At 70.4% G+C, this 11246-nt stretch carries 10 protein-coding genes; 9 read left to right on the top strand and 1 reads right to left on the bottom strand.

Annotation, left to right across the window (positions count from 1 at the left end):
- The 8 genes from JHD63_RS10935 to JHD63_RS10900 all read left to right on the top strand — a co-directional run.
- Positions 1-1090 (top strand): sigma-54 interaction domain-containing protein (locus JHD63_RS10935; RefSeq protein WP_198970783.1); only part of this gene is annotated, 1090 nt, incomplete at its 5' end.
- A gap of 212 nt (positions 1091-1302) precedes the next feature.
- Positions 1303-2322, top strand: a complete 1020-nt coding sequence (locus JHD63_RS10930) for a LacI family DNA-binding transcriptional regulator (RefSeq protein ID WP_198970782.1) — start codon at positions 1303-1305, stop codon at positions 2320-2322.
- A 44-nt stretch (positions 2323-2366) separates the two neighbouring features.
- On the top strand, positions 2367-3377 hold the full coding sequence (locus JHD63_RS10925; protein ID WP_198970781.1) for an ABC transporter substrate-binding protein: 1011 nt from the start codon (positions 2367-2369) through the stop codon (positions 3375-3377).
- A gap of 319 nt (positions 3378-3696) precedes the next feature.
- Complete coding sequence (locus JHD63_RS10920; RefSeq protein WP_198970780.1) at positions 3697-4512, top strand: ABC transporter permease; 816 nt, start codon at positions 3697-3699, stop codon at positions 4510-4512.
- Positions 4512-5312 carry an ABC transporter permease gene (locus tag JHD63_RS10915; RefSeq protein ID WP_198970779.1) on the top strand — a complete coding sequence of 267 codons (801 nt, stop codon included), beginning with the start codon at positions 4512-4514 and terminating at the stop codon, positions 5310-5312. Before JHD63_RS10920 ends, JHD63_RS10915 begins: the two co-directional genes overlap by 1 nt.
- Positions 5302-6363: an ABC transporter ATP-binding protein gene (locus JHD63_RS10910; RefSeq protein WP_198970778.1), complete on the top strand. Its 1062-nt coding sequence runs from the start codon at positions 5302-5304 to the stop codon at positions 6361-6363. Before JHD63_RS10915 ends, JHD63_RS10910 begins: the two co-directional genes overlap by 11 nt.
- Positions 6360-7205, top strand: coding sequence for a phosphodiesterase (locus JHD63_RS10905; RefSeq protein ID WP_198970777.1), 846 nt, complete (start codon positions 6360-6362; stop codon positions 7203-7205). Before JHD63_RS10910 ends, JHD63_RS10905 begins: the two co-directional genes overlap by 4 nt.
- 73 nt (positions 7206-7278) lie before the next feature.
- Positions 7279-8952: a Na/Pi cotransporter family protein gene (locus JHD63_RS10900; RefSeq protein ID WP_198970776.1), complete on the top strand. Its 1674-nt coding sequence runs from the start codon at positions 7279-7281 to the stop codon at positions 8950-8952.
- Positions 8953-9128: 176 nt separating this feature from the next.
- Here JHD63_RS10900 and JHD63_RS10895 read toward each other — a convergent pair whose 3' ends face one another.
- Positions 9129-10151, bottom strand: coding sequence for a bile acid:sodium symporter family protein (locus tag JHD63_RS10895; RefSeq protein WP_198970775.1), 1023 nt, complete (start codon positions 10149-10151; stop codon positions 9129-9131).
- Positions 10152-10247: 96 nt separating this feature from the next.
- On the opposite strand from JHD63_RS10895, the gene JHD63_RS10890 reads away from it, so the two are divergent.
- The gene (locus tag JHD63_RS10890; protein WP_198970774.1) at positions 10248-11189 is read left to right on the top strand and encodes a LysR family transcriptional regulator; all 942 of its coding nucleotides are present in this window, start codon (positions 10248-10250) and stop codon (positions 11187-11189) included.
- Positions 11190-11246 lie beyond the last annotated feature (57 nt).

Here is an 11246-nt window from a genome sequence, read left to right as displayed (position 1 = left end):
CCCCCCCCCCCCCCCCCCCCCCCCCCCCCCCCCCCCCCCCCCCCCCCCCCCCCCCCCCCCCCCCCCCCCCCCCCCCCCCCCCCCCCCCCCCCCCCCCCCCCCCTTTAAGATGTGTATAAGAGACAGGAGTGCGGGCGACCCCGCCATGGACGCGCTGCTGCGGCGCGCGGCGCAACTGGCGCCGAGCGGCCTGCCCATCCTGATCCAGGGGGAAACCGGCAGCGGCAAGGAGTACCTGGCGCGCGCGCTGCATGCCGCCAGCGGCCGCGGCGGCGCCCTGGTGGCGCTCAACTGCGCGGCCATCCCGGAAGCCCTGCTGGAGAGCGAGCTGTTCGGCTACCTGCCCGGGAGCTGGACCGGCGCGGCCGGCAAGGGCCGCACCGGGCTGATCGAAGCCGCGGATGGCGGCACGCTGTTCCTCGACGAGATCGGCGATCTGCCGCTGGCCCTGCAGGCCAAGCTGCTGCGCGTGCTCTCGGAGTCCGAGATCATGCCGCTCGGCGCGCGCCAGCCGCGCAAGCTCGATCTGCGCGTCCTCTGCGCATCGCACAAGCCGCTGGACACGCTGGTGGAGCAAGGGCAGTTCCGCCGCGACCTGCTCTATCGCCTCAACGCCGCCACGCTGCAGCTGCCCGCGCTGCGCGAGCGGCAGGATACGGCCGCGCTGGCCGAGCGTCTGCTGGCCGGCATCGCGCCACTGGTGCTCGGCCCGGCCGCGAAGGCGCGGCTGCTCGCGCATGCCTGGCCCGGCAATCTGCGCGAGCTGCACAACGCCTTGCGCTATGCGGCGGCACTGGCCGGGCAAGGCGTGATCGAGCCCGAACACCTTCCGCCCGCCCTGCAGCCGGCAGACGCCGCAGCGCCGTGGGGGCTTCCCGGCGCGGACGAACCCACGCCGCGCGGCACGGCGGGCATCGCGGCGCACGAGGAGCCCGGGACCGAAGCGCAGCGGCTGGAGCGCCTGCTCGCCCAGTGCGGCGGCAACGTCTCGGAAGTCGCGCGGCTGCTGGGCGTCAACCGCTCCACGGTCCATCGGCGCATGCAGCGCCTGCAACTGGGCCAGCGGCAGGTGCATTGGCGCGGCGGCTGAGAACGCTCCGGCCCATTTTGCTACTAATTTAGTAGCAATAAGCCCAGAAATAACCTGGGCTTCAGGCACTTTTCACCGAAAAACGTCGCGCCGCGTCGCCGCGGCGCCCTGGCTGGCGCGCCAAGGCCACGGGGTTGGTCCGACTGCCACGGCGTGTCATCGCGGCGTCATACTGCCGCGGTGCAATGTAAACGATTACACCGCACCGCATCATGAGCATCCAAGCCGTTGCCGCCCGCGCCGGGGTCTCCGTGGCCACCGTGTCGCGGGCCTTCAATCTGCCCGACAAGGTGAGCCCCGCCACGCGGCAACGGGTCGAGCGCGCGGCGCGGGAACTGCATTACCTGCCCAACGCCAGCGCGCGCACCCTGCGCACCCAGCGCAGCCGGGTGCTCGGCGTGGTGCTGCCCACCCTGCTGAACCCGGCCTTCGCCGAATGCCTGCAGGGCATCGCGCGCGCGGCCGTGGCGGGCGGCTACGCCATCATTCCCGTGACCACCGCGTATCGGCTCGACGAGGAGGAGCGCGCCGTCCAGCTGCTGCTGGCGGGCAACGTCGACGGGCTGATCCTGGTGGTGTCCAACCCCTCGACCTCGGCCGCGCTGCCGCGCCTGCAGGCCGCCGGCGTGCCCTACGTGCTGGCCTACAACCGCCATGCGGGTCACCCCTGCGTGTCGGTGGACGGCCAAGGCGCGGTGGCCGATGCGGTGGCGCGGCTCGTGCTGCTGGGGCACCGGCGCATCGCCATGGTCAGCGGCACGCTGGCCGCGTCCGACCGCGCGCAGCAGCGCTACCGCGGCTACCTCCGGGGCATGGCCGACACCGGGCTGGACGCGCAGCCGCTGATCGAAGTGCCCTTCGTCGAGACCGCCATCGAGGCGCTGTGCGCGCAACTGCGGGCCCGCCCGCGGCCCAGCGCGCTGGTCTGCTCGAACGACCTGCTGGCGATCCGCAGCATCCGCGCCGCGCACCTGTGCGGCCTGGCGGTGCCGCAGGACCTGAGCGTCGTCGGCTTCGACGGCATCGCGCTGGGCGAGGATCTCACGCCCGCGCTCAGCACCATCACCCAGCCCAACAGCGACATCGGCCGCCACGGCGTCGAACTGCTGATCCAGGCCATTGCCGAGGGCCGCACGCTGCGGTCCGATGCGAGCCTGCTGCTGGCCCATGCCTTCCGGGACGGCGAGTCGTGCGCTCCGGCGTGCGAAGACGGCGACGCCGCGACTTGCTGAGGCGCCCACCCACGTCCCACGCTTCATTTTTCAAGGAGTTCGCCATGCCCTTCCGCTTCCGCCGCCTCGCCCGCCTGGGCCTGTTCGCCGCCGCGCTCGCCGCCGGCAGCGCCATGGCGCAGACCGCCATCTGCTACAACTGCCCGACCGAGTGGGCCGACTGGGGCGCCCAGTTGAAGGCCATCAAGGCCAGGACCGGCGTCACCGTGCCGCCCGACAACAAGAATTCCGGCCAGTCGCTGGCGCAGATGGCGGCCGAAAAGGCCAGCCCCGTGGCCGACGTGACCTACCTGGGCGTGACCTTCGCGGTGCAGGCCGCCAAGGACGGCCTGGTCCAGCCCTACAAGCCGGCCGCGTGGAATGAGATTCCCGAGGGGCTGAAGGACCCGGCCGGCAACTGGTTCACCATCCACTCGGGCACGCTCGGCTTCATGGTCAACGTCGACGCGCTCAAGGGCAAGCCGATCCCGAAGTCGTGGGCCGACCTGCTCAAGCCCGCGTACAAGGGCCTGGTCGGCTACCTCGACCCGGCCTCGGCCTTCGTCGGCTACGTCGGCGCCGTGGCGGTGAACGAGGCGCGCGGCGGCACGCTCGACGACTTCCGGCCGGCCATCGACTACTTCAAGGCGCTGCAGAAGAACGAGCCGATCGTGCCCAAGCAGACCTCCTATGCGCGCGTGCTGTCGGGCGAGATCGCGATCCTGCTCGACTACGACTTCAACGCCTACCGCGCCAGGTACAAGGACAAGGCCAACGTCGCCTTCGTGATCCCGAGCGAAGGCACGCTGGCCGTGCCCTACGTGATGAGCCTGGTCGCCAAGGCCCCGCACGCTGCCGACGCCAAGAAGGTGCTCGACTTCACGCTGTCCGACGAAGGCCAGGCGATCTGGGCCAAGGCTTACCTGCGGCCGGTGCGCGCGAACGCGATGCCCAAGGAAATCGAAGCCCAGTTCCTGCCTGCGAGCGACTACGCCCGCGCCAAGAGCGTGGACTACGGGCGCATGGCTGCCGCGCAGCGCGCTTTCTCCGATGAGTATCTGAAGGAAGTGCGCTGACTCTGTGTGCTTCGTTGCGGGGGCGCTCTTTTCGGGGCGCGCTCACGCCGACGGGGTGCCCTGCTCCGCGAATGTCCCCCGGGGCTTCGCCCCTCCTCCTTTATTTCGCTGCGCAAGGCACCCCGCCGTCGTGATCGTTCAGAGCACTGGTTGATCGAGCAGCACAACGGCAGCGCTAGTTGTGCACAGGGCGTCGGGTGCTCCCCGCAGCGAAATAAAGGAGGAGGCCGAAGGCCGGGGGACATTCGCGGAGGGGAGTACCCGGCGGCCTGGGCACATGCCCCGAACAACCCGATCGAAACACAACAAGAGGCAAAAAATGAAAAACGCCTGGAACCCAAGCTGGCGCCTGCTGGCCTGCGCAGCGCCTGCTGCCGCCTTCTTCGCGGCCTTCTGGCTGCTGCCGGTCGTGCGCCTGCTGACGCTGCCCGCCGACAAAGGCTGGACAACCTACTTCGCCGTGCTCACGGATTCGCGCTACCTCGCGAGCATGGCCAACACCGTCGTGCTCTCCATCACGGTCACGCTCGCCACCCTGGTGCTGGGCGCGGCGGTCGGCATCTACCTCGCGCGCCATGCCTTCGTCGGCAAGCGCATGCTGCTGTCGCTGCTCACGCTGCCGCTGTCGTTTCCGGGCGTGATCATCGGCTTCTTCGTGATCCTGCTCGGCGGGCGGCAGGGCGTGGTCGCGGACCTGGGCGACAGCCTGTTCGGCCAGCGCATCACCTTCGCCTACGGCCTGCTCGGGCTGTTCCTGGCCTACCTGTATTTCTCGCTGCCGCGCGCCATCGCCACCTACGCGGCGGCGGCCGAGTCGATGAACGCCCAGCTCGAAGAAGCCGCGCGCTCGCTCGGCGCCTCGCGGCTGCGCGTGGCGCGCGACGTGTGGATGCCCGAACTCGCGCCCACCACCCTGGCCTGCGGCGCGATCCTGTTCGCCACGTCGATGGGCGCCTTCGGCACCGCCTTCACGCTGGCGAGCAAGTTCGAGGTCCTTCCGATCACCATCTACAACGAATTCACCAACTACGCCAACTTCGCGCTCGCCGCGTCGCTGTCGATTGCGCTGGGCATCGTGACGTGGCTGGTGCTGTTCGTGGCGCGCCGCCTTGGCGCCAACCCGGTCATCCGATGATGAAGACGCCTTCACAGCCCCGCGCCCCCTTCCTGCTCGCCGTCACGCTGATGGTGAGCCTGTTCATGATCGCGCCGATGCTGCTCTCGGTCATGGCGGGCCTGGTCAACAACTACAGCGCGGGCTGGAAGAGCGGCCTCACGCTGCGCTGGCTCGGCGAGGTGTGGGACCACTACGGCGGCACCGTGGGCTGGTCGCTCGCGCTGGCCGTGGCCTGCGTGGTCTGCACCGTGCTCATCGGCGTGCCCTGCGCCTATGCGCTGGCGCGCAGCCGCTCGCGCGCCGCGCGCGTCTTCGAGGAACTGCTGACGCTGCCGGTCGCCGTGCCCGGCCTTGCCACCGCGCTGGCGCTGATCCTCGCCTACGGCCGGATCACCGCCTTCCGGCAGAGCTTTGCCTTCATCCTCGTGGGCCACGTGGTCTTCACGCTGCCCTTCATGGTGCGCACCGTGGGCTCGGCCTTCGAGCGCAACGAACTGCTCGCGCTCGAGGAGGCCGCGCGCTCGCTGGGCGCCAGCTTCCACCAGCGCTTGCTGGGCATCCTGGTGCCGGCCGTGTTCCCGGCCATCGTGGCCGGCAGCCTGATGGTGTTCACGCTCTCGATCGGCGAATTCAACCTGACCTGGATGCTGCACACGCCGCTCACCCGCACCCTGCCCGTGGGCCTGGCCGACAGCTACGTCTCGATGCGCATCGAGGTCGGGTCGGCCTACACGCTGGTCTTCTTCGCCGTCATTCTTCCGGTGCTGTGGGGCCTGCAGCACCTTGCCAATCTGATCCAGGAACGCCATGGAACCTGAACGCATCCCGATCGACATCGCCCGCTGCGCGAAGACCTATGCCGACGGCACGCGCGGCCTGCAGCCCACCGACCTGAAGGTCGAGGCCGGCGAAGTGCTGGCCCTGCTCGGCCCCTCGGGCTGCGGCAAGACCACGCTGCTGCGGCTGATCGCGGGGCTGGAGTCGCCCGACGCCGGCAGCCGCATCGTCTTCGGCGGCCAGGACGTGACGCAGCGACCGATCGAGCAGCGCGGCGTGGGCATGGTGTTCCAGAGCTACGCCCTCTTCCCGCAGATGACGGTGGCGGCCAACATCGGCTATGGCCTGCGCATTCGCGGCGTATCGCGCGATGAAGAAAGGCGCAGCGTGGGCGAACTGGTCGACCTGGTGCGCCTGGGCGGCCTGGAGAACAAGCGCCCCGCCGAGCTTTCGGGCGGCCAGCGCCAGCGTGTGGCGCTGGCGCGCGCGGTGGCCGTGCGCCCGCGCGTGCTGCTGCTCGACGAGCCGCTGGCCGCGCTCGACGCCAAGCTCAAGGAGTCGCTGCGCGACGAACTGGCCGAGCTGCTGCGCCGCCTGCAGATCACCGCCATCCACGTCACGCACGACCAGCAGGAGGCGCTGGCCATCGCCGACCGGCTCGCGGTGATGCGCGCCGGCCGCATCGTGCAGGTCGGCCGCGGCGAAGACCTGTACCGCGCCCCCGCGCACCCCTTCGTGGCCGAGTTCCTGGGCCGGGTCAACCGGATCGAGCGCGCGGCCGAGGCCATGGCGCAAGGCCTGGTCCGGCTCGGCGGATCGACCCTGCCCTGCCCGCCGGCATGGCGGGCGCATGCGGCGCTGCTGGTGCGGCCCGAAGACGTCGAGGTCGGCCCGCTCCGGCCCGGCTGGGGCAGCGCCACGGTCGAGCGCCGCACCTTCCTCGGCGACCGGGTACAACTGCATCTGCGCACGCAGGACCAGCCGCTGCTGGTGGCCGACGTGGCGCGCGACTGCCCCTTCCGCCCGGGCGACCTGCTCGGGCTGCGCATCCGCCCCGAGCACCTGATGACCTCGCATGAAACCCCCGCATGAGCACAACCCCTTCCGACACCACCGTCCTGGTCCAACTGACCGACCTGCACATCCGCGAGCCGGGCCGCCTCGCCTACGGCCGCATCGACACCGCGCCCTACCTGGAGCGCGCGGTGCAATCGGTGCTGGCGCTGCGGCAGGCGCCCGACGCCGTGGTGATCACCGGCGACCTGACCGACTTCGGCCGCGCCGCCGAGTACGAGCACCTCGCGCGCCTGCTGGCGCCGCTCGGCATGCCGGTCTACCTGATGCCCGGCAACCACGACGAGCGCGAGCAGTTGCGCCGCAGCTTCCCCGGCCATGCCTACCTGGGCAGCGGCGGCTTCATCCAGTACGCGGTGCAGGTCGGCCCGCTGCGCCTGCTCGCGCTCGACACCTGCGTGCCCGGCGCCAGCCACGGCGCGCTGTGCGAGAAGCGCCTGGCCTGGCTCGAAGCGCAACTGGAGGCCTGCCGCGGCGCGCCCGTGGTGGTCGCCATGCACCACCCGCCGTTCCAGACGCTGATCGGCCACATGGACGGGATCGGCCTGCTGCAGGGCGCCGACGCGCTCGAGGCGCTGATCGCCCGCCACCCGAACGTCGAGCGCGTGATCTGCGGCCACCTGCACCGCGCGATCGACGTGCGCTTTGGCGGCAGCGTCGCCTCGACCTCGCCGGCGCCGGCGCACCAGGTCTGCCTCGACCTCGCGCCGGACGCGGCCTCGGCCTGGACGCTGGAGCCGCCGGCCTTGCGGGTGCATGCGTGGTCGGCGCGCAGCGGGCGGCTGGTGACACATCTCGCAGCCTGCGGGCACTTCGAAGGCCCTTATCCTTTCCACGATAACGGGAGCCTCATCGACTGAAACGGCCCCTGGGGGAAAATGAGGCGGGATCGAACCAGAACGAGATCAAAAGAAAGGCCAGAACCCGACTCTCATGAAGCATCTTCTCGACCTGCTCGCGGCCGTGGCCCTGCTGGTGTGGGGCACCCATCTCGTGCGCACCGGCGTCCTGCGCGTCTTCGGCGCCAACCTGCGCAAGCTGCTGGCCCGCAGCATGGGCAACCGCTTCACGGCGGCCCTGTCGGGCATCGGCGTCACGGCCCTGGTGCAGTCCAGCACCGCCACCTCGCTCATGACCTCATCCTTCGTCGGCCAGGGGCTGATCGCCCTGCCGGCGGCGCTGGCGGTGATGCGCGGCGCGGACGTCGGCACGGCGCTGATGTCGGTCTTCTTCTCCTTCGACCTGTCCTGGCTGTCGCCGCTGCTGATCTTCGTCGGCGTGGTGCTGTTCGTGTCGCGCCAGGCCGGCACCGCCGGGCGCGTGGGCCGGGTGCTGATCGGGCTGGGCCTGATGCTGCTGGCGCTGCGGCTGGTGGTGGAGGCGACCGGGCCGCTGCTGGCCTCGCCCGCGGTGCGCGCGCTGCTGGCCTCGGTCAGCAGCGACGTACTGATGGAGATCACGCTCGGCGCCGTGCTGGCGGTCATCGCCTACTCCAGCCTGGCCATCGTGCTGCTGATCGCCGCCATGGCCGGCTCCAGCGTGGTGCCGCTGGACGTGGCGCTGGGCCTGGTGCTGGGCGCCAACCTGGGCAGCGGCCTGCTGGCGGTGCTGACCACGGCCAAGTCCCCGGTCGAGGTGCGCCAGGTCACGGTGGGCAACCTGGTGTTCAAGCTCATGGGCGTGGCCATCGTCGCGCCCTTCATCGGGCTGTGGCTGCGCTACGTGCAGCCGCTGCTGCCGGACGCCACGCACGGCGTGGTGCTGTTCCACCTGGGATTCAACGTGGTGATCGGCCTGGGCTTCATCGGCCTGACCCACCGCGTGGCGCGCGCGGTGCAGCGCCTGCGGCCCAAGCCGCCGGCGGCCGCGCAGCCGGAGCGGCTGCGGCACCTGGACCCGTCGGCGCTGTCCACGCCCTCGCTGGCCATCTCCTGCGCCGCGCGCGAGGCGCTGCACCAGGCCGACGTGGTGGAGACCATGCTGGTCGGCATGCTCGACGTGCTGCGCCACAACGACCTGGCGCTGGCCGAGCGGCTGCGCAAGATGGACGACACGGTCGATGAGCTGTACTCGGCCATCAAGTACTACCTCACCAAAATCTCGCGCGAGGCGCTGGGCGAGGAAGAGAGCCGGCGCTGGACCGACATCATCAGCTTCACCATCAACATGGAGCAGGTCGGCGACATCATCGAGCGCGTGCTGCAGGACATCGAGGACAAGAGCATCCGCACCGCGCGCAGCTTCTCCGAGGCCGGCATGGCCGAGATCGTGGAGCTGCACCAGCGCCTGATCGACAACCTGCGCCTGTCCATGAGCGTGTTCCTCAACGGCAACGTGCGCGACGCGCAGAAACTGCTTGAAGAAAAAGCGCGCTTCCGCGACCTGGAGCGCGCCTATGCCACCACCCACCTCGACCGGCTCGCCGGCAACACGGTGCAGAGCATCGAAACCAGCTCGCTGCACATCGACCTGATCAGCGACCTGAAACGCATCAACTCGCACATCTGCTCGATCGCCTACCCGATCCTGGAGACGGCCGGCGTGCTCGCGCCCAACCGGCTGCGCAAGCCGCCGACGGCAGAGGCGGCCGTGGCGGCGCACGACTGAGAACTACAAAAAAGATAGCTACAAGCCCAGACAACACCTGGGCTTCAGGCATTCTTGACCGAATTTCTCTCCGCACGCCGACGAGCGGGGAGATGACCGGCAGCCGGAATACTGAAGAAATATGCCTCAAGCCCAGGTATCACCTGGGTTTCCAGCTATATATTGGATAGCACCCCTCAAGCCGAAGGCCGCACCGCCGCAGCCGCATCGCCTTCTGACGCCCCCTGCGCCACCGGCCGGCGCGCATAGCGCTGGGCCAGCACGGCGCAGACCATCAACTGCATCTGGTGGAACACCATGAGCGGCAGCACCATGGCCCCCACCGCCTGCGACGCGAACAGCACCTTGGCCATGGGCACGCCGCTGGCCAGGCTCTTCTTGGAGCCGCAGAAGACGATGGTGATCTCGTCCTCCTTCGAGAAGCCCAGCCGGCGCGACAGCCACGTGGTGCTCACCAGCGCCAGCGCCAGCAGCACCGCGCACACCACCACCAGCCCGGCCAGCGCCGGCAGCGGCAGCCGGCCCCAGAGGCCCTCCACCACCGCCGCGCTGAAGGCCGTGAACACCACCAGCAGGATCGAGCCCTGGTCGACGAACCGCAGCACCGGCGCGTGGCGCTTGACGAAGCCGCCGATCCACGGCCGCAGCAGATGCCCGGCCACGAACGGCACCAGCAGTTGCAGCATGATGCGGCCGATGCTGGCCAGCGGGTCATGGTGCTGCGCATTGCCCGCCGTGGGCAGCAGCAGGCCCACCAGCAGCGGCGTGATGACGATGCCCAGCAGCGTCGAGGCCGAGGCGCTGCAGATCGCCGCCGGCATGTTGCCGCGCGCCATGGCCGTGAACGCAATGGCCGACTGCACCGTTGCCGGCAGCACGCACAGGTACAGCACGCCCATGTACAGGTCGGGCGTGACCAGCGGCAGCAGCACCGGCTTCAAGGCCCAGCCCAGCAGCGGAAACAACACGAACGTGGCGCCCACCACCACCAGATGCAGGCGCCAGTGGCCGAGGCCCGCCACGATGGCCTCGCGCGACAGCTTGGCGCCATGCAGGAAGAACAGCAGCGCCACCGCCGCCACCGTCAGCCCCTCGAAGAAACGCGCCACCGCGCCGGAGGCCGGCAGCAGGCTGGCCAGCGCCACCGTGCCCAGCAGCGCCAGCGTGAAGTTGTCAGGAAGAAAGCGGGAACGGGCCATGGAAAAAGCAGCGGGGAGGCAGAGGAAGCACGCAGTGGACCGCAAAAGCAACCCAAAGAGAAATCGATTGTTCTGATGGTTTTATGATTCCACCGCATGAATGTCACCCTGCGCCAGCTCACCGTGTTCCAGTCCGTGGCGGCCACCCGCAACTTCAGCCGCGCCGGCGCCCTGGTCGGCCTCACCCAGCCCGCCGTGAGCCGCTGCATCACCGAGCTGGAGGCGCAGCTCGGCCTGAAGCTGCTCAACCGCACCACGCGCGAGGTCGAGCTGACCGATGCCGGCCGCAGCCTGGCCGCGCGCCTGACGCGCGTGCTCGAAGATCTGGAGGGCACCCTGCTGGAAGTGCGCGGCATGGCCACCGCGCGGCGCGGCCGCGTGCGCGTGGCCAGCAGCCCCACGCTGTCGGCCAACCTCATGCCGGACTGCATCGCGCAGTGCCAGCGGCTCATGCCCGGGCTGGAGCTGGTGCTGCTCGACCGCATCCAGAGCGCGGTGCTGGCCAGCGTGCTCTCGGGCGAGGTGGACTTCGGCGTGGTGATAGACCCGGGCGAGCGCGAGGCCCTGGAGTGCGAAACCATTCTGGCCGAGCCCTTCTGCCTGGCCTGCCCGCCCGGCCACCGCCTGGCGCGCAAGCGCCAGGTGCGCTGGACCGACCTGGCCGGCGAAGCCCTGGTGCTGCTGGACCACGCCTCGGGCAGCCGCCGCCTGATCGACCAGGCGCTGGCCGGGCATCAGGTGCACTGCAGCGTGGCGCAGGAGGTCGGCCACCCGACCACCATCTTCCGCATGCTCGACGCGGGCCTGGGCATCTCCGTCATCCCCACGCTCGCGCTGCCGCCCGAAGGCCTGCCGCGCCTGGCCGTGCGCCCCCTGCTGCCGCGCGTGGACCGCGAGATCGTGCTGGTCCACCGCCGCAACCGCGCCCTCGCGCCCATGGCGCAGGCGGCCTGGAACCTGGTGCGCGACATGGCGGCGCAGCGGCAGGTGCCGCTGGTGAGGCCCTCACGCGAGGCCAAGGCGGGCTCCAGCACCTGATGATGCGGCAGGTGCGCGACGCTATCGCACCTCAGCCGCGCCTGCGCAGTGCTCCCG

The sequence above is a fragment of the Xylophilus sp. ASV27 genome (genome assembly GCF_016428875.1).
In the GTDB taxonomy this organism is placed as follows: Bacteria; Pseudomonadota; Gammaproteobacteria; order Burkholderiales; family Burkholderiaceae_C; genus Xylophilus.
The sequence above is the reverse complement of the archived record's forward strand: the minus strand, read 5'-3'. Positions and strand labels throughout refer to the sequence as shown.

Excerpts from the sequence above, each read along its gene's own strand:
- JHD63_RS10930 (WP_198970782.1), top strand. The coding sequence starts at position 1,303 with ATGAGCATCCAAGCCGTTGCCGCCCGCGCCGGGGTCTCCGTGGCCACC.
- JHD63_RS10925 (WP_198970781.1), top strand. The coding sequence starts at position 2,367 with ATGCCCTTCCGCTTCCGCCGCCTCGCCCGCCTGGGCCTGTTCGCCGCC.
- JHD63_RS10920 (WP_198970780.1), top strand. The coding sequence starts at position 3,697 with ATGAAAAACGCCTGGAACCCAAGCTGGCGCCTGCTGGCCTGCGCAGCG.
- JHD63_RS10915 (WP_198970779.1), top strand. The coding sequence starts at position 4,512 with ATGAAGACGCCTTCACAGCCCCGCGCCCCCTTCCTGCTCGCCGTCACG.
- JHD63_RS10910 (WP_198970778.1), top strand. The coding sequence starts at position 5,302 with ATGGAACCTGAACGCATCCCGATCGACATCGCCCGCTGCGCGAAGACC.
- JHD63_RS10905 (WP_198970777.1), top strand. The coding sequence starts at position 6,360 with ATGAGCACAACCCCTTCCGACACCACCGTCCTGGTCCAACTGACCGAC.
- JHD63_RS10900 (WP_198970776.1), top strand. The coding sequence starts at position 7,279 with ATGAAGCATCTTCTCGACCTGCTCGCGGCCGTGGCCCTGCTGGTGTGG.
- JHD63_RS10895 (WP_198970775.1), bottom strand. The coding sequence starts at position 10,151 with ATGGCCCGTTCCCGCTTTCTTCCTGACAACTTCACGCTGGCGCTGCTG.
- JHD63_RS10890 (WP_198970774.1), top strand. The coding sequence starts at position 10,248 with ATGAATGTCACCCTGCGCCAGCTCACCGTGTTCCAGTCCGTGGCGGCC.